The organism is Sorangium sp. So ce375 (assembly GCF_051473855.1).
In the GTDB taxonomy this organism is placed as follows: Bacteria; Myxococcota_A; Polyangia; order Polyangiales; family Polyangiaceae; genus Sorangium.
In genome coordinates, this window is sequence record NZ_CP150335.1 from 8,904,536 (window position 1) to 8,921,909 (window position 17,374).

A 17,374-nucleotide genomic window follows, 5' to 3' on the forward strand; every position below is an offset into this window, starting at 1 on the left:
CCGCGAACCACGAGGGCGCGATCGCTATCCTTGCGCTCCTCGTGGTGCTCCAGGGCTGCCCCCCGCTCCGCTTCATCGCCAAGCACGCGCTGCTCTGAGTCCCGCTGCTCGGCTGGTGCATGCGCCTCTACGGCCACACGCCGGTCGATCGCGAGAGCGCCCGCAGCGCCCTGGAAGAGCTCGGCGCCGCGCGGCGCAACGTGATGCCGCGCTGATCGACGGTGTTCTTCCCGAAAGGGACGCGGAGCACGACGGGCAAGCTCCTGCCGTTCCGCCTCGGCGCGTTCCGGACGGCCTCTGCGGCGAACGCGCGCATCCTGCCGGTCAGCTGCGGCGGGAGCCCAACGGACGCGGGATCGGCGCGTGACGTGCTACAATGCATGCATGTCGTTCGCTCCGGACATTCTGGTCACCTCCCGCGACGGTACGAGCCGCTCGCTCGTCGTCGAGGTGAAGCTGTCGATCCACGATCTCCAGGCGTCGGAACAACAGCTCAAGGCGTACATGGTGCGCCATGGCTACGCTACCGGGATGCTCGTTACGCTGGACGCAGTGCGCATCTACCGCGATACGTTTGCGAGCTACGAGGAAGGGTCGGTGGAGCTCGTCGGGGCGTTCTCGACGGCCGGCGTCTTCGAAGCGGACGTGGCGTCGACAATTCGCTCGATTGAAGAACCAGGACTGCGCGGATTTCAATTCGAGAACGCAGTCCAGCGCTGGCTGGAAGGGCTCACGAATCCATCCAATCTGGCCGCCTTGGCGCCAGACTTGCGTGAGGCCGTCGAGGATCACGTGGTGCCCGCGCTGGAGCAAGGAGAGGTGCGTGCGGCTGGGCCGCGTGCGAGCATGAGGCGTACCGGGACCTGAACGATGCGGCACGTCTTCGTCGAGACCAATTGGGTCGTAGATTATGCTGCGCCTGCGCATCACAAGAAAAAAGCAGCGGTTGATCTTCTCGACCGCGCTGCCACGGGAGAGCTCAAGCTTCATCTTCCGTCCATTTGCCTGAACGAGGCACGTCGTCCAATCCGGGAGCTCAAGCCTCGGCATGAAGCAGATGCCATTCGCCAGTTTCTACGCTGGGGCAAGGCAAGCGGAAGAGTCTCGATCGACGAGGAAGCCACGGCGCTACGGGTGCTCAGCATGTTCGAGAGCAGAGTGAAAGAGGAGCTCAAGCAGCTCGACACGACGCTCACGTCGCTGCGCAAGCACCCAGGGCTCGATGTCTTCGCGCTCGACGATGCCATGCTGGAGCGCGCGATCGAGCTGAGCGGCGGCGATCTCGAATTCGTCAAGCCGTTCGACCAAGCCATCTTGGCTGCGGTACTGGTACGGGCCGAGACGCTGAAGGCCGCTGGGGCAACAGATCTTTCATTCTGCGAGCTCGACGGGGATCTCCAGCCGTGGGGGAAGAATGGAGTCTCCAAACCAGCATTGACGAAGCTCTACGATGCCGCCGGGATCTGGGTATACGGTGACTTCGATCTTGCTGTGCCAGCGCCCCCCGCGAGCTAGAGCACCGAACAGGCTGAAAGTTGCCTGAATTTAATGGGTTGCTAGGCCCGACCGATCTGCCGGGAAGCAAGCACCAAGGGCAAGGAATGCGGGAAAGAGAACAACCGCAAGGGCGCAAGGGGCGCGAGGGACCAGAGACGCGATATTTTCTTGCCTTCCCCTTGCGCCCCTTGCGCCCTTGCGGTTGCTCTTCCCTTCTGTTGATTTCCTCGGGACTACAACGTGATTGGCGCTCTAGCTAGGTCGTTGCCCGTGAAAGCGCGCTCGCCGACGCGACCCCGAGCACCAGGCCGACCGCCGCGCCAAGGAGTCCAGTCAACCCGAGCCCGGCGCAGCCCAGGCTCGCCGCCAGGACGGCAATGCCGCTCGCCGCGAGCCAGGTCGAGGCCGGCGCCGCGCCCCGCGCCAGGCGGCGGCCGAGCCAGACCCCCGATGGAAGGCCCACACCGAGGCACACCGCGGTGCACACCGACACGAGCGGCGCGCCGGCGCAGCTGGGCGCGATCCGGGCGACGAGCAGTCCTGCGACGAGCGGCAGTGCACCGGCGAGGAGCCCGTAGCGCACGGCGTCCGCTCCTCGTCGGTCGCGCCAGCGCAGGAAGACGCTCGCGCCGAGCAACAGCACCCCGATGCACGCGCAGGTCTCGCCCGCACCCGTCTCGAGCGCACAGACGAGCACCGTAGGCACGAGCACCCACGCCGCGCGCGCGGCGGCGCGCAGTCGGCCGGCCTCGTACGCGCGGAGACCACCGCGCTTCAGCTGTTCACGGCTCACCATAGATCTGCCTCCAGATTCCGCGCAGCCGGTCGAGCGCGCGCTGCTTGCGCTTGCGAAGCGTGGCGCCCACCGCGTCGGACGCCCCGTCGAGGAGCCCGAGCGACGCTCGGTCCTCCTCCGTGAGGGCCCCCATGGCCTGCTCGAACGCGAGCGCGATCTCCCGCGCCAGGAGCTGCTCTTCCTGCGACGCGGAGCCATCGACGTGCGTCGCCACGGACACTTCGTCGGAGACCTCGCGGCGGCGTTGATGGCGGCGGCGGTGCGTCATGATCTCGTAGCTGGCGATCCCGAACGCCCAAGAGAGGCCACCGCGGCTCCGATCGAACTCGGCGATCCGGGCGCAGATCTTGTAGAAGACCTCCTGCGCGACGTCCTCGGCGTCCGCACCGCGGCCGACTCCACGCTCCGCGAACGAGAGGATAACGGGCCAGAGCTCGTCGAGCAGGACGTCGAACGCGGTCCGGTCTCCGTCGGAGAGCCGAACCATCGCGTCGTGGATGGCTTTCCGGCGCGATGCGTCCATTCGTACTTTATCTTACCTCGACGACTCCGAACGTCAGAGATCCCTCGGGAACGCTACGGTAGGCCGGGGGGGCCCCGGCGTGACCAGAAATCGTCTGGTCCTGCGGGTCACGCTCGGTGCGAGGCCGCCTAGTGGGACGCGCGGCTCACGGGAGCCGCCCAAGGAGCCCACGCATGAGCACGTCCTCGATCCAGAAGTCAGAGCCCATCGTCTCCAAGCGCCGCCTCGGTCTCGCGGCCGTGGCGGCGTTCATCGGCTGCGCCGCTTGCTGTGCCATCCCGTTGCTCGCGGCCGCGGGGCTCGGGAGCGGCGCCGTCGCCACGCTGTCGTCGGTGTTCCGGCCAGGCTCGGAGCTCTTGGTGGGCGGGAGCGTGTTCGTCATCGCGCTGAGCGTGATGGCCGCCCTGAGCCGGCTCAAGAAAGGCGAAGCGTCGGGGTGCGGTCCTGCATGCAAGGTGGACGGCAGTTGCTGCGAGCGCGGCGCAGCGCAGAGGAGCGCGTGATATCGAAGATCGGGCGCCGCGAGCATGGCTGAAACGCCACCATCGGTCTACGCTGCCCGCGAATGAACCCGCTCGTCGTCGTCCCGTTGTTCGTGACCACTGCACTCGCCGAGATCGCCGGCTGCTATCTCGTGTTCCTCTGGATGCGAGGCGGGCGGTCGCCGCTGCTGCTCGTCGGCGCGGCCGCGTCGCTCGGGCTCTTCGCCTGGCTGCTGTCGTTTCATCCGAGCGCCGGGCGAGCTTACGCAGCGTACGGCGGCGTCTACGTCGCGTCCGCGGTCGCATGGGGGTGGCTCGTCGAGAAGCAACCGCCCGATCGCTGGGATCTGATCGGTGCTGCGGTGTGCCTGATCGGCACGGCAATCATCACCTTCGGACCGCGCGTGTAGGGAGTCCCCGTTTCCAGTGGTCACGCGCGCCAGCTCACCTGCGACTTGCCGCGGGGAAAGCAAGCGCGCATCGTTGCTCCTGATCGGAGGTCGACTTGGAGCTACTTGAGAATCTGCTGTGGCTGTGCAGGATCCCCTCGCCTACCGGTGAGGAACGCAACCTGGCCGACGAGCTGGCACGACGTCTCGCGGCGCTCCCCTTGGCTGCAGCGCCACGCCGCTACGGCGACTCTCTGGTAGCGCCGCTCACGCGCGGGTCCGGAGGCCCCAAGGTCCTCCTCGTCGGGCAGCTCGACGTGGCGAACCCAGGGCACCGAGGCGAAGCGCGGACGGAGAACAAGCGCGTGCTGGGCGCTGGAGCCGCCGAGAAGAGCGGCCTCAGCCTGATGCTCGATCTGGCCGAGCGCCGGCCGCAGGTACACGCCGATATCACCCTGGTGTTTCACGCGCGCGGAGGGTGCGGCTTCGACGCGAGCGAGCTCAGGGTGGTCATGAAGAAGGACGCCGAGCTCCAGGGGGCCGACTTCGCCCTGGTGCTCAAGCCCACGGACAACAAGCTTCAGCTCGGCTCGGGAGGCTCGACGCACGCGACGCTGGCGTTTGCAGGCCGCACGGGGCACAGCGGGCTGCCCGGGGCCGGCGTGAACGCGATCCACAAGCTCGCGCGCGTGCTCACGCACGTGGCCGCGTTCGAGCCTGTGCCCGACGTCGTCGACGGCCTCACCTGGTACGAGATGATGAACATCACCTCGGCGCGCGGGGGCCGTTCCGGCAGCGTCCTGCCGGATGAGCTGGAAGTGAACGTGCACCACACGTACGGTCCGAGCACGAGCTCCCATGACTCGCAAGATCGGCTGATGGCGCTCGTGGACCGCGTGGGCGCCGTCCGGTTCGAGGAGCTCTCCCGCGCGGCGCCGCCGAACCGGAGCCACGCGCTCATCGCCGCTCTCGAACAAAGCGGCGTTCAAGGCGTCGAGGCGCGGCAAACCTGGACGGAAGTGGCAAGCTTCACGACGCTCGGGATCGCAGCGGCGAATTTTGGGCCGGGCACGGAGCGGACGATGCACGCGCTGAACGAGGTGACGGAGCTCTCGGAGCTCGAGCGGGCGCAAACCATCCTCGATCGCTGGTTCACCAAGATGACGTGACGTGTTCCGTGCGTCGGTATCGTCGACCCCGGCGAGCGCCGCGAGGGGGGCAAACTCCAGGACGATGGCCGGGCGCATGCGGTCCAGCGTCGCCCGGCGGGCCGCCCTCCGAAGGACGTGCCTGGCCCGTCATTCGACGGGCCGAAGCGAGCGCTGGCCAGCAGCGCCCATGGAGCGAGCGTCGTTGCGACCGGACAACAAGCGCCGAAGCCCATCCTGGAGGCTCGCGACGATGGGGACGCCATCGAAGCCGAGATCGCTGTCGATCAGCAGTCTCGCCATGGCCGGCGAGACGCCCGCGATGACGCACCGCGTCCCGAGCAACGAGGACGCGCGCACCGTGTCGCGGAGGTGGCGTGCCCCTTCCGCGTCCACGAAAGGCACGCCGGTGACGTCGAGGATCACGTGCTCCGCCTGCGTGTCCACGATGGCCTGGAGCAGCACCTCGAGGATGCGGGCGGCGCGCTCGGCGTCGACGCGACCGATGAGCGGCAGCGCGAGGATGCCGTCCCAGAGCCTGAGCACGGGCGTGGACAGCGCGGCAATGGCGCGCTGCTGCTCCTCGCTCACGCGGAGCTGCTCCTCGAGCCGCTGGGTCCGCTCGGCGACCGCGGCCTCGAGCTGCGCCGTCTGGACCCGCAGCTCATCCTCGGATTGCTTGAGCTCGCCGACATCCACATGGATCTGCAGCACCTCGCGGACGCCGCCCGCGGCGTCGTGGATGGGGTGAAGCGAGGAGGCGACCCAGCGGGCCGTCCCCTTCTGCAGCGTATCCGCCTGTACCGGGTCGTACCGGATGGTGGGCAACGCCGTGGCCTCGCCCCGCCAGAACGCCTGCTCCACGAGGGGCATCGACCCATTGGCGGATACCTGCTCGTCCTTCAGCAACCGCCACTCGGCGAGATCCCCGAGGCGCAAGCTCCAGAGCTGCTCCCACCGACGATTCACCTCGATGGCGCGGCTCTCGCCATCGTAGATCATCATGCTCACGATGCCCCCGTCGAGCAGGGCCTTGTAGCGGCGCGCAGGGATCTCCAGCTCGGCGACGCGTCGCCGGAGCGCGTCGATCTCGTGCTCGAGCTCGGCGATCGTCGGAGTTGTCTTCTGTTCCATGTTCCTTCGGCCCGCGTGCTCCATGAAAAGCATCCTCCCCCGGGGAAAGGCGCCCTCGGCGTGGTCTGGGTCGCATCCAACGAGCGCGACAATGGCGCGTGTCGATGACATCACCGCCCACGCCGACAGGAGGCGCGCAGCGTTGTATCTCCGGTCGCTGCGAGCTTCAACCTGGTGAGCGTCGGCAGGAGGAGCAGGTCCGGGTCATCGATGTCGGCTATCACCTCAGCCCGGGTCGGGCTCACGGCCCCTGTCGGGTCCGGCTCAGGGCGACCCGGGCTTCGCGCACGGGTCCGCCGCCGCGGCCGCGCTGCGGCCCTCCCAGAGGCGAGCGAGAGGGCTCCTCGGGCCGACCGCGCCTGCGCCGGCGAGCGCCGCCCACGTCAGGACCGGGCCCTCTCCCTCGAGCACGCGCAGCGGCGGCGGATATCCGGTCGCGGCGAGCTTCAGCCCGGCGGGCGTCGGCAAGACGAGCAGATCCGGGTTGTCGAGGCTCACGCGCTCCCGCAGCAGCTCGAGCACGGTCGCGTCGCCGTCGGCGAACGGCGCGAGGCAACGCTCGATCAAGGGCCGGAGGGCCTTCTTCGACGCGGCGGACCGGTCGAGCAGCTGGGTCACGGGCGCGCCCGTGCGCGCGTCGAGCACCTGCCAGCGCTCGGGCCCAGGGTCCCAGGGGTGTGTGCCGCCCTCGTACCGCATCGCATCTCGGGACCGGACCGCGAGGAGCCCCTTCTCGTTGAGGGCGACCTCGAACGTGCGCGACGCGGCCATTCGCTCGCCCGTCTTGCACGCGCGCAAATTCGCCTCGTCCCCCTGCCCGAACACCCACGCGCCGCTCTCGAGCGCGCGGTTGAGGGCCGCCTCGCTCGTCGCCGTCGCGGCGCCGAAGACCTCGGGCCAGGCGAGCTCCTCGCTGCACGCCTCGGCAGGCTCGAAGGGGATGCCGAGCCCGTCCGGCGGGCCATCGGGGTTCGGCCGCGGCGGGAAGCGGCGCGCCCTCTTCTTCGTGGCCACGAGCAGCACGTCGCGCGCGCCGACCGAGGCGAGATCGAACGGCAGCGAGGCGCCCCGCGGGCTCGTCCACGTCCCGATGAGGTGGCCGTCGGCCCGACACGTGCCCGCGAACTGGCCCGTCGGGCGCGCCGGGTTGCCCTCGATAAACGCTATCTCGCCGGCGTCGGTGACCGACCCGGCAAGCGGGATGTCGACGCCGACGTGGGCATAGAAGTAACGCCCCCGCACGGTCCCCCCGTCGCGCTCGAGCCGCGCAAAGACCTCGAGCTTCGGCCCGATCGTACCGTGGAAGCCGCGCTCCAGGGCGCAGGCGCTCTGCGGCGCCGGCGCGGCGCTCGCGGCAGGCGCGGGCGCGACGCCCGCGGCGGGCGCCGGCGGCAGCGACGCCGTGGAGGCCGCCGCGGCCTTGGCCACGGCGGGCGGAGCGCTCGCGGAAAGCGCGGGCGCAGCCGCCGGGCCGCACGCCGGCAGAGCGAAGACCAGCGGCAGGAACGCTCGGTATCGCATGCTGACGAATCCCTTCATGATTGTTGGCACTTTTAACAAAAAAGAATTTGAACGGGGAGACGGGGAGAATTGTGGGATTTTACTCCCCGTCTCCCCGCCTCCCTGTTCAATTTTCCCGGAGATTCGAGGGGATACCTCAGTATCGCACGGCGCAGCGCTGCGCTTCAGGCCGGCTTGAAGCGGAGCGGCAGCGACACGGGGCCGCGCACGGTGAGCGTGCGGTTGTAGGGGATCTCGCCCGGCGCGCGGGTCACCTCGCCGATCCTCGGGAGCAGCACCTCGAGCGCGACCTTCGCCTCCATCCGGGCGAGCGCCGCGCCCAGGCAGAAGTGCGCGCCGTGCCCGAAGGTCAGGCTCGGCTGCCCGCGGTGCAGATCGAAGCGATCGGGATCCGTGAAGTGCAGCTCGTCGCGGTTCGCCGAGCCGACCAGGGCCAGCACGAGCGATCCCGCGGGGATCGTCACGCCGGCCAGCGCGACGTCCGACGTCGTGAGCCGGGGGACGGACTGGGTCGGGCCGTCATAACGCATCATCTCCTCGATGAACCTCGGGATGAGCTGCGGGGAGGCGCGCAGCCGCTCGAGCTCGGCGGGGCGCTCCGCGAGCAAGAGCATCGAGCTGCCGAGGAAGTGGGTCGTGGTCTCGAGACCGCCGCCAAGGATGCTGACGAGCAGATCGATGATCTCGCGATCGCCGAGGAGCTTGCCGCCGGCCTCGGCGCGGACAAGCTCGCTCACGAGATCGTCGGAGGGCGAGCGCCTGCGCGCCTCGATGACGTCGGCCATGTACCGGTCGAGCTCAGCGATCGTGGCGCGGACGCGGGCGGCGTGCTCGGCGCTCGCCGGCTCGGGCGTGACGGACAGGAGATCGTCCATCCACCGCTTGAAGTGCGGCTCGAGCGCGTGATCCAGCCCGAGCAGCGCGCTGATCACGAACGCCGGCAGCGGCGCAGCGACCGCGGCGATGAAGTCGACGTCGCCGTCGAGGCCCCCCGCGAGCCGCTCGCACAGGCCGCGGGCCCGCTGCTCGATGCGCGCGATCGCCGGCGCCCCGAAGGCCCGGTTCACGAGGCCGCGGAGCCGCGCGTGCTCCGGCCCATCCATGGCCAGGATCGAGCTCGCGAGCGGGTTGTGGCCCACCCACGCCGGCTGCCATGCCGCCCTGAAGCCCCGTGACGAGAACCGCTCCGGGCTCCGCAAGACCGCGGCGACGTCGGCGTACCGGCTCACCGCCCACATCCCGCCGGGATCCACCTGGCAAACCGGCGCCTCGCGGCGCATCGCGGCGTACGGCGTATACGGATCCGCCCGGAAGGCGGGTGTCATGATGTCCACGCGCTCGCTCATGCAAAGAGACCTCCCGCGACGACCCCGAGCACGCGCCGGGCCCGCGCCCGGGAGGCCGCGTTCCATGCGAGATCCGGGGCTCGCCCGTGGCACCTCGCGGGCCCGCCGGTCAGGGTGACCGGTCACCCCTGTCGTCTTGAAGGAAAGGTCGTCCGATGCGCGCAGCCGATCTCGACATCCGGAAGCTGCTCGACGTCGACGCGCACGGCGGCGTCGTCCGCTTCGCCGGGGAGCGCGCGGTCATCCTCGACGCCGGGGCGCTCGGGAGGCTTCGCGAGGAGCTCGTCCGGCTCGCGGGATACGCGGGGGCGCGCGCCGTGCTCACCCGCTTCGGCGTCGAGCACGGCGCCCGGATGGCGGAGGCGATGACGTCCCGGCTCGCCTGGGACAGCGACGCCGAGCTGCACGGCGCAGGGGCCCTGCTCCACACGCTGCAGGGGTTCATCCGGCTCGCCCCCGGGGACACGACGCCGCTCGCCTCGCGTGGCGCCACGCTCCTCTCGTCGTACGAGGCCGAGCAGCACCTCCTGCGCCTCGGCCGCGCGGACGAGCCGGTCTGCTGGATGCTCGCCGGCATCGCGAGCGGCTACATGACCCGGGCGACGGGCGAGGCGGTCTACGTCATCGAGGACCGGTGCATCGGCCGGGGCGACGACGTCTGCCACTTCCAGGGCCGGACGCGCGCCGCGTGGGGCGGCGCGCTCGAGGAGCACCTGCCGTTCTTCCGCGAGAGCGACCTCGATCCGTCGCCGCGCGAGCCCGCCCGGCCGCGGAGAGCCGCAGGGCGCGCGCTCGTCGCGAAGGCGAGCGCCCTGCCCTTCGCGGCGCCGCGGGGCGAGCCCCCGGCCGCGCTCGTCGCGGAGAGCCCGGCGATGCGGCGGGCGCTCGACCGCGCCCGGCGGGTCGCGCCGGTGGACTCGACGATCCTGCTCACGGGCGAGAGCGGCGCCGGGAAAGAGCGGGTGGCGCGGCTCATCCACGGCGCGTCGGCGCGCGCCGCGGGCCCGTTCGTCGCGATCAACTGCGCGGCGATCACCGAGACGCTGCTGGAGAGCGAGCTCTTCGGGCACGCGCGCGGCTCGTTCACCGGCGCGACCCACGACCGCGCCGGCCTGTTCGAGGCGGCGCGCGGGGGCACGCTGCTGCTCGACGAGGTCGGCGAGATGCCGCCCGGGGTGCAGGCGAAGCTCCTCCGCGCGCTCCAGGAGCGGCAGGTGCGCCGCGTCGGCGAGAACACGAGCCGCGCCGTCGACGCCCGGATCGTCGCGGCGACGAACCGCGCTCTCGCGGCCGACGCCGCCGCGGGCCGCTTCCGGCGGGACCTCTACTACCGGCTGCGGGTCATCGAGATCCGCCTTCCCCCGCTCCGCGAGCGCCGGGAAGACATCCTGCCGCTCGCGCGCGCGCTGCTCGCGGCGGCGTCGCGGAGGCTCGACCGCCCCGTCGCGGGCTTCACGCCGGAGGCCGAAGGCGCGCTGGAGCGCCACGGGTGGCCCGGCAACGTGCGCGAGCTGGAGAACGCCGTGGAGCACGCGGTCGCCCTGGCGCGGGGAGGCGTCGCCGATCTGGACGATCTGCCGGACGACGTCCGCGGCGCCGATCCCGAGCTCCGCGGCGGTGCGAGCGAGGAGCCGGCCGAGCGGACGCTGGAGAGCGTCGAGCGACGGGCGATCCTCGCGGCGCTCGAAAGGCACGGCGGCAACCAGGCGCGCGCCGCCGCGGAGCTCGGGATCGGCGCGTCGACGCTCTACCGGAAGCTCAGGCAGTACGCGCGCGGCGCGGGGTAGGCGCCGAGAGCTCCGTCTTAAAGAAGCGTCACGGCCGCGCACATCGGTGCTTGACTAGGGCGACGCCGGTTGATACTCCTCCGCCCCCATCGACGGAGACGACCTCCGAGGACGTCCCGGCGCGCTCGGCCTCGTCGCTGACACGCGCCACAGGAGCCTAGTTTCCTGCTCGATTGGGATCGCCGTTTGCGGGAGTAACTCAGTGGTAGAGTGCAACCTTGCCAAGGTTGACGTCGCGGGTTCAAATCCCGTCTCCCGCTCCACGATATAGACGCTGCAACACCGGCCGCCGCGGAGCACGCGCTCCGCGCGTCTTCGTGGCGCGTCAACCATGTCCCTCGCCCATAGCGGGGCGCAGATTCGTGGGATACGGGCTCAGCCGCTAGGCAGGCGAGTGAGGCGTACGAAAGTACGCCGCAGCGAGCTTCACTCTGCGGATGAGCCCGTAGCGCACGAAGCTGCGCCCCGCTATAGCGCGAGGAGGGCGAAGCTCGCTAGCCAGTGCTCGCCCATGTAGTCGCCAGCGACGTGCGGCAGGCTGGCGTCGAGGTGCCGCTCGGCCGCGTCGAGGGCGCGGGCGCGGACCTCGTCCCCTTCGGGCAGCGCCGCGGCGAGCGAGCGCCAGCACCAGGCGCGGCTCAGGTTGAGCCCGTCGAGGTGGGCTATCTTGCCGTCGCTCCGGTCGCTGACCGTCGCGGGCTCGAACAGGGTCGCGGGCTCGCCCCGCGCCGCCCGCGGCAGGAACCGCGCGAACCAGCCGTGGAACTCCGGTCCGGGCAAGGCCCGGCGCATGCACTCGGCCTCCACGAGGGCGGGCGAGAGGAAGTCGTCCTGCGACGGCTCCCATGCCTGGCAGTCCTCGTCACGGCCGTACCAGGCCCGCGCGGCCTCGACGCAGCGCCGCGACAGCCGCTCATCGCCCTTCACGGCGGCGTACTCCTGCGCGAGCGCCAGCGCAAAGGCGGTGTTCGTGTGCGCGCCGGCGCGGACCGGGTACGTGGCTTTCGGCAAGAACGCAAGGAGACGCCCGGCGAACGCGTCGCCGAGCGGGGCCAGCGCGGCCGACCAGCGCCGCCCCTCCTCGGTCTCGTACCGCGAGAGCTCGGCCGCGAGCATCAGCAGCCACGCCCATCCATAAGGCCGCTCGAAGCCGCGGCTCGATGGCCGCCGCAGATAGGCCAGCTCGCCGGCGACCCTCTCGCCCGTGAGCTGCGCGTCGAGCAGCCGCCGGACGGACGCGGAGGCGGGCGCATCGGGGAAGAGGCGGTGGATCCGCGCGAGGAGCCAGTGGCCGTGAACACACGAGTGCCAGTCGAAGCTGCCGTGAAAGATGGGGTGTAGATCGCGCGGGCCCTTCACGTCCTCGGGGCCGGCGATCACGTGATCGAGCTTGTTCGGATACTCCCGCGTCACGTGCCCGAGCGCGATGGCGGCGAAACGCGAGGCGATGTCCGGTGTCAGGACGTGCGTCATGGAAGGGCGACCTCAGCGCCGGAAGACGAGAAGGTACATGAGGAGCGTGTTCCCGATCAGCAGGAGCAACGCCGTGGGGAGCTGGACCTTGATCACGCCGTCACGATCGGGCAGCCCGAGCAGGGCCGCTGGAACGATGTTGAAGTTCGCGGCCATGGGGGTCATCAGCGTCCCACAGAAGCCGGAGAGCATGCCGATGGCGCTCATGATCGCCGGATCGCCGCCGAGCCGGCGCACGATCAAGGGAAGCCCGACGGCCGCGGTCATGACGGGAAACGCCGCGAACGCATTCCCCATGATCACCGTGAACAGCGCCATGCCCACGGTATAGGCTGCCACCGCGGCGAGGCGGCCGCCGCGCGGGAGCACGCTCCCGGCCAGCTCGCCGACAACGTCACCCACGCCCGCGGCCGCGAACACGACCCCGAGCGCGGCCAGCAGCTGGGGCAAGATCGCCGCCCAGCCCACGGTGTCGAGCAGGCGCCGGCCCTCCTGCAGAGGCGCGAGCAGCGGCGGGCGCAGCCACGCGACAGCGACCGCGAGCGCCAGCACCACGCCGAGGGCGAGCGAGATCAGCGTCGCCTGCCCGGGGTGGAGCAAGGGCGCTCCGTGGATCTCGACCCGCTTGAGCACCAGCGCGCCCAGGAGGGCGGTCGCCGGGATGATCAGCGCCGGGACGAAGAGGAGGTCGCCGCGCCGCTCGGCGCTGGCGCGCCGCTGCTCGGGCGTCGTTGTGGCGGGGCGCCCGCAGCCCAGGCCCCGGATGCCCCCGAGGAGCACGAGCGAGATCACGAGCACCCCGTTGCCGAGATCCCCGAGGCGCGAGCCGAAGAGGAAGCTCGTCGCCAGGAGACCCCAGAACAGGGTGTTCTTCCACCGCCTCGAGTTCTCGCGATCGGCCGCGCTCAGGACGGCCGACCCCGCGAAGAACAGCCCTCCCACGAGATAGGCGGCATCGAGCGTGATCATTCGGCCGCCTTCCCGGCGCCCGCGCGGGCGAGCTCGCGATGGATCCGCCGGTCGAGAAGGAGGAGCCGCGTCCCGTGGATCAGGAGCGCCAGGACCGCCGTAGGGATGGCCCAGATCGACAGCTGGAGCGGCTCCAGGAGGATGCCGTTCTGCTCGAGGAACGCCTTGATGATCAGGATCGACGCGACGGCGAGGAAGATGTCCTCTCCGAAGAAGAGCGCCACGTTGTCGGCCGCCGCCGCCGAGGCGCGGATCCGCCAGCGCGTCCTGTCCGGCAGCGGCCCGTGGCGGTTCTCCGCGGCGCCCTCGGCCATGGGCGCGATCAGCGGCCGGACCATCTGCGCGTGACCGCCCAGCGAGGTCAGGCCGAGCGCCGCGCTGAGCTGCCGCACCACGAAATACGCCAGCAGAATGCGCCCGGCCGTGGCGGTCTTCACCCGCGAGATCAGCGCGCGCGCCCGCTCCTGGAGGCCCGAGCGCTCCAGGAGGCCGATGACCGGCAGGACGAGCCAGACAAGGCTCACATAGCGGTTGTCGTTGAACGCCTTGCCCAGGGCGGAGATCCCCTCGACGAGGCTCATCCCCGCCGAGAGGCTTGTCACGAGGGCGGCCGCCGCGACGACCAGGAGCGGATGGATGCGGGCGATGAAGCCGACGACCACGACCACGACCCCGAGGAACGTGAGCATGCCCTCTCCCTCGTGTCCGCAGGCGACGCCGCAAGCCGGCGACGGCCCGGTCCGCGGCGCCTCGCGCGCGACCGAGGCCCCCGCCTCGAATTTCAGCTTTTCAATCCACCCTGGCCCGGCGCGACGGCCTCCGGGCGATCACCCCGCGCCCGCCCCGTCACAGCCCCAGGCGCCGCAGCGGGAGCTCCCGCGCGCGCGTCTTCGTCAAGGCGAACACCGCGTTTGCTATCGCGGGCGCCACCGGCGGCACCCCGGGCTCCCCGACCCCGCCGGGCAGCGCGTCGCTCTTCACGATCTCGACGTGGATCCGCGCCGGCACCTCCGTGCTCCGCACCACCGGGTAGTCGCGGAAGTTCGTCTGCTCGACCGCGCCGCCCTTCACGGTGATCGCGCCGTGGAGCGCGATGCTCATCCCGAAGACGACCGCGCCTTCCATCTGCGCGCGCACGCGGTCCAGGTTGATGATCGTGCCGGGGTCCGCGACGAGCCACACCTCGTCGACCTTCACCTTGCCGAGCTCGTCCTTCGAGACCGCGGCGACGACCGCCACGTACGTGAGGAAGCTCCGGTGCGCGGCGAGGCCCAGCGCGCGGCCCGCCTTGCGCGCGGCGTCCCACCCCGAGATCTCCGTCACCCGCTCGATGACGTGACGGAGGCGGCCCACGTCGACCGGGTGCTCCTCGATCGACGCCCCGTAGTTCGGGACCTTGTCGACGCCCAGCTCGGCGGGCGTCGCCTTCCGGGCGGGGCCGAGCACCTCGAGCAGCACGTCGCGCGGATCGGCCTGCCGCGCGTGCGCGATCTCGTCGATGAAGCTCTGCACCGCGAAGGCGTGGAAGATGTTGCAGACCGACCGGAGCCACCCGATCCGGATGTGCGCCGGCGCGTCGCACGCCTCGGCGCGGACGTTCGGGGCCGAGAGCGCGAGATCGAGCACGCCGAGGCCGAGCTCGTTCTCGCTCGGGGTCTTCACCTTCGCGTCGAACGTCGACGGGATCGGCGGGAACGCCGTCCGGTGCAGCCAGGCGGTCACCTTGCCGTTCGCGTCGAGCCCCGCCGTGAGATGCTGCGCGCTGACGGCGTGGAAATAGTCGCTCTGCACGTCGTCCTCGCGGGTCCACTGCACGCGCACCGGCGCCCCCATGGCGCGCGCGACAAGCGCCGCCTCGGCGACGTAGTCCGGCTTGGACTTCCGGCCGAAGCCGCCGCCGAGCAACGTCACGTGCACCGTGACCTTGCCCTCGTCGAGGCCGAGCGCCCGCGCCACCTCGGCCCGCGCCGCCTGCGGGTTCTGCGTCGGCGCCCACACCTCGCAGCCGTCCGCGTCGACCTTCGCCACCGCCGAGGGCGGCTCCATGGCCACGTGCGCCTGGTGAGGCACGTAGTACTCGGCCTCGACCGTGCGCGCCGCCGCCTTGAGCGCCCCGTCCACGTCGCCGACCTTCCGCACGACCTTGCCCGGCGCGCGCACCGCGCGCGAGAGCGCCTCGCGGTAGCTCGCCGAGTCGTACGAGGCGTTCGGGCCGTGATCCCACACGATCTGCAGCGCCGCGCGGCCGCGCATCGCGGCCCACGTCGTGTCCGCCACGACCGCCACGCCCCCGAGCGGCTGGAACCCGACCCCGGCGCCCTTCGGGGCCGGCAGCTCCACGAGCTTCTTCACGCCCGGGACCGCCAGCGCGCGCGCGCCGTCGTACCGCGCGACCTTGCCCCCCACGACCGGCGGGTGCGCGATGACCGCGGTGAGCATGCCCGGCAGGCGCACGTCCGCGCCGAACTGGGCCGCGCCCGTGACGATGGCCGGGCCGTCGAGCAGCGGGAGCGGGCCGCCGACGCGCTGGAGCTCCGAGGCGGGGCGGAGCGGGACCGCCTCCGCGTCGGGCACCGGGAGCTTCGCCGCGTCGGCCACGAGCTCGCGGAAGTCCAGCGAGCGCTTCGACTTGACGTGGTGGACGGCGTGCTGCTGGGCGACGCACTCCGCGGCGGGGACGCGCCACTTCTTGGCGGCGGCCGCGACGAGCATCGCGCGCGCGGTCGCGCCCACGCGCCGCATCGGCTCGTAGCTGCCGCGCACGCTGCGCGAGCCGTCGGTGTTCTGATCGCCGTAGACCTTGTCGCCGTCGGCCTGGACGATCTTGACCCGCGCCATGTCGGCGCCGAGCTCGTCGGCGACGAGGACGGGCAGCGAGCTGCGGATCCCCTGCCCCATCTCCGATCGATGGCAGACGATCGACACCGTCCCGTCGGGCGCGATGTGAAGGAACACCCCGGTCCGGAGCCCCGGCTGCGCCTGCGCGCCGCTGGACGTGGGCGGCGCCGGCGGCGGCCGGCTCACGTCGCGCGCGGGCGGCGCGGCCTCGGCGACCCCGAGCGCGAGCCCGCCCACCGCGAGCCCGAACCCCGCGAGGAAAGAGCGGCGGAGGAGGACGACGCGTTGCTGTTCCATCTTCACTCCGTGGGAAGGCCGGCGGCCTTGCGGACCGCCGCGCGGATGCGCGTGTACGTGCCGCACCGGCAGATGTTGCCGGCGAGCGATCTGTCGATGTCGTCGTTCGACGGGCGCGGGTTCTTCCGCAGGAGCGCGGCCGCGCTCATGATCTGCCCCGCCTGGCAGAAGCCGCACTGCGGGACGCCGAGCTCGACCCACGCGCGCTGCAGCGGGTGATCGCCCGTGGGGCTGAGCCCCTCGATCGTCGTCACCGAGCCGCCCGCGGCGCGCTTCACCGGCGTCACGCAGGCGCGCACGGTCTCGCCGTCGAGGTGCACGACACACGCGCCGCAGAGCGCCTGGCCGCAGCCGTACTTCGTCCCCGTGAGGCCGAGCACGTCGCGCAGCACCCAGAGGAGCGGCATGTCCGGATCCACGTCGAGCCTCTGCTCGGCGCCGTTCACCTTCAGGATGATCATGGTCGGGCCTCCTCGGGCGGGCACGCCGCGCCCGCCTTCACCCACGCGTCGACGAGCGCGCCGAAGGCCGCCTGCGAGCCGGGCGCCTTCGTGCGGCCATGGCCGGGCGCCCACCCCCACGCCACGAGCTCGTCGCGCGCGGAGTGCTCGACGATCTGCGCGAGCGTCTTCTTGCCGTTGCGCGCCGGGTCCTTGATCTGCGCGCAGATCGCCGCCGGCGACCGGCCGAGCCACGCCATCTCCGCCGGCGCGAGGTGCCAGCCCGGCGCCCCGGGGACGCGGGCGAGCTCGAGGTTCTGCGCCTGATGGCACGACGTACACTCCATCGCCGCCACCCCGCGATCGCTCGGGCCGCGCTCGGCCGGCGGGATGTGGCGCTCGCCGGCGTCGCCCTGGCGCGGGACGCCGTCGTGAGGATGGCAGTTCACGCAGCGCGGGTGGAGCATCACCTTGCTCGCCTCGAGGAAGAGCGAGGCCGCGCGCGCGTCGTCGTCCCGGATCGACGCGAACGCCTCCGGACTGCGGAGCTCGCCCGGGGCGACGGGTGGGAGGTCGACCGGCCTTGGCGCCTCCGCGGGCGGCGCTTCGCACGCCGCGGCGAGGAGGCCGAGCCCAGCCAGCAGGGAGCAGACGAGGAGGGGCTGCATCGCCCGGCCTACCCTGGTGACTCGGCGCGCGGACGACAAGCCCCGATTCGACCTGCGCCCGCGTCG

Annotated in this window: 18 protein-coding genes and 1 tRNA gene; 7 read left to right on the forward strand and 12 right to left on the reverse strand. The window is 71.5% G+C overall.

Annotated elements, in window-relative coordinates; translation table 11 throughout:
- Positions 1-127: 127 nt before the first annotated feature.
- A complete protein-coding gene (locus WME90_RS33015; protein WP_437283765.1) occupies positions 128-382 on the reverse strand; it encodes a hypothetical protein in 255 nt (84 codons plus the stop codon).
- Between WME90_RS33015 and WME90_RS33020 the strand changes: the two genes are divergently transcribed.
- Together WME90_RS33020 and WME90_RS33025 are read left to right on the forward strand one after the other, a co-directional pair.
- Positions 264-671: a hypothetical protein gene (locus WME90_RS33020; protein ID WP_437283688.1), complete on the forward strand. Its 408-nt coding sequence runs from the start codon at positions 264-266 to the stop codon at positions 669-671. The two genes, WME90_RS33015 and WME90_RS33020, sit on opposite strands and share 119 nt — an antisense overlap.
- Before the next feature lie 199 nt (positions 672-870).
- Entirely contained in the window at positions 871-1,515 is a 645-nt protein-coding gene (locus tag WME90_RS33025) for a hypothetical protein (protein WP_437276023.1), read from the forward strand.
- Positions 1,516-1,753: 238 nt separating this feature from the next.
- Here WME90_RS33025 and WME90_RS33030 read toward each other — a convergent pair whose 3' ends face one another.
- Both WME90_RS33030 and WME90_RS33035 read right to left on the reverse strand, forming a co-directional pair.
- Positions 1,754-2,293 carry a hypothetical protein gene (locus WME90_RS33030; protein WP_437276024.1) on the reverse strand — a complete coding sequence of 180 codons (540 nt, stop codon included), beginning with the start codon at positions 2,291-2,293 and terminating at the stop codon, positions 1,754-1,756.
- Positions 2,280-2,816, reverse strand: coding sequence for an RNA polymerase sigma factor (locus WME90_RS33035; RefSeq protein WP_437276025.1), 537 nt, complete (start codon positions 2,814-2,816; stop codon positions 2,280-2,282). The genes WME90_RS33030 and WME90_RS33035 overlap by 14 nt, the downstream gene beginning before the upstream one ends.
- Before the next feature lie 173 nt (positions 2,817-2,989).
- Here WME90_RS33035 and WME90_RS33040 point away from each other — a divergent pair, with 173 nt between their 5' ends.
- The 3 genes from WME90_RS33040 (at position 2,990) to WME90_RS33050 (ending at position 4,856) form a co-directional block, all read left to right on the forward strand.
- Positions 2,990-3,319: a hypothetical protein gene (locus WME90_RS33040; protein WP_437276026.1), complete on the forward strand. Its 330-nt coding sequence runs from the start codon at positions 2,990-2,992 to the stop codon at positions 3,317-3,319.
- A 62-nt stretch (positions 3,320-3,381) separates the two neighbouring features.
- Positions 3,382-3,708, forward strand: a complete 327-nt coding sequence (locus WME90_RS33045) for a YnfA family protein (RefSeq protein WP_437276027.1) — start codon at positions 3,382-3,384, stop codon at positions 3,706-3,708.
- 200 nt (positions 3,709-3,908) lie between these two features.
- Entirely contained in the window at positions 3,909-4,856 is a 948-nt protein-coding gene (locus WME90_RS33050) for a peptidase dimerization domain-containing protein (RefSeq protein WP_437276028.1), read from the forward strand.
- Between the two features lie 129 nt (positions 4,857-4,985).
- Here the strand turns inward: WME90_RS33050 and WME90_RS33055 are convergent, their stop codons facing one another.
- The 3 genes from WME90_RS33055 to WME90_RS33065 form a co-directional block, all read right to left on the reverse strand.
- Positions 4,986-5,993, reverse strand: coding sequence for an STAS domain-containing protein (locus WME90_RS33055; RefSeq protein ID WP_437276029.1), 1,008 nt, complete (start codon positions 5,991-5,993; stop codon positions 4,986-4,988).
- Positions 5,994-6,233: 240 nt separating this feature from the next.
- Positions 6,234-7,490, reverse strand: coding sequence for a hypothetical protein (locus tag WME90_RS33060; RefSeq protein WP_437276030.1), 1,257 nt, complete (start codon positions 7,488-7,490; stop codon positions 6,234-6,236).
- A gap of 164 nt (positions 7,491-7,654) precedes the next feature.
- Positions 7,655-8,836: a cytochrome P450 gene (locus WME90_RS33065; RefSeq protein ID WP_437276031.1), complete on the reverse strand. Its 1,182-nt coding sequence runs from the start codon at positions 8,834-8,836 to the stop codon at positions 7,655-7,657.
- Positions 8,837-8,991: 155 nt separating this feature from the next.
- On the opposite strand from WME90_RS33065, the gene WME90_RS33070 reads away from it, so the two are divergent.
- Positions 8,992-10,623, forward strand: a complete 1,632-nt coding sequence (locus tag WME90_RS33070; RefSeq protein ID WP_437276032.1) for a sigma 54-interacting transcriptional regulator — start codon at positions 8,992-8,994, stop codon at positions 10,621-10,623.
- A gap of 188 nt (positions 10,624-10,811) precedes the next feature.
- A tRNA-Gly gene (locus WME90_RS33075) sits at positions 10,812-10,886 on the forward strand.
- A 205-nt stretch (positions 10,887-11,091) separates the two neighbouring features.
- Here the strand turns inward: WME90_RS33075 and WME90_RS33080 are convergent.
- From WME90_RS33080 to WME90_RS33105, 6 genes are all read right to left on the reverse strand, one after another.
- The gene (locus WME90_RS33080; RefSeq protein ID WP_437276033.1) at positions 11,092-12,096 is read right to left on the reverse strand and encodes a DUF2891 domain-containing protein; all 1,005 of its coding nucleotides are present in this window, start codon (positions 12,094-12,096) and stop codon (positions 11,092-11,094) included.
- A gap of 12 nt (positions 12,097-12,108) precedes the next feature.
- Positions 12,109-13,065: a DUF979 domain-containing protein gene (locus tag WME90_RS33085; RefSeq protein WP_437276034.1), complete on the reverse strand. Its 957-nt coding sequence runs from the start codon at positions 13,063-13,065 to the stop codon at positions 12,109-12,111.
- Positions 13,062-13,754, reverse strand: a complete 693-nt coding sequence (locus WME90_RS33090; RefSeq protein ID WP_437276035.1) for a DUF969 domain-containing protein — start codon at positions 13,752-13,754, stop codon at positions 13,062-13,064. Before WME90_RS33090 ends, WME90_RS33085 begins: the two co-directional genes overlap by 4 nt.
- 157 nt (positions 13,755-13,911) lie before the next feature.
- Entirely contained in the window at positions 13,912-16,200 is a 2,289-nt protein-coding gene (locus WME90_RS33095) for a molybdopterin cofactor-binding domain-containing protein (protein WP_437276036.1), read from the reverse strand.
- Between the two features lie 2 nt (positions 16,201-16,202).
- Positions 16,203-16,661, reverse strand: a complete 459-nt coding sequence (locus WME90_RS33100; RefSeq protein ID WP_272095274.1) for a (2Fe-2S)-binding protein — start codon at positions 16,659-16,661, stop codon at positions 16,203-16,205.
- Positions 16,658-17,308, reverse strand: a complete 651-nt coding sequence (locus WME90_RS33105) for an Isoquinoline 1-oxidoreductase subunit (RefSeq protein ID WP_437276037.1) — start codon at positions 17,306-17,308, stop codon at positions 16,658-16,660. Before WME90_RS33105 ends, WME90_RS33100 begins: the two co-directional genes overlap by 4 nt.
- Positions 17,309-17,374 lie beyond the last annotated feature (66 nt).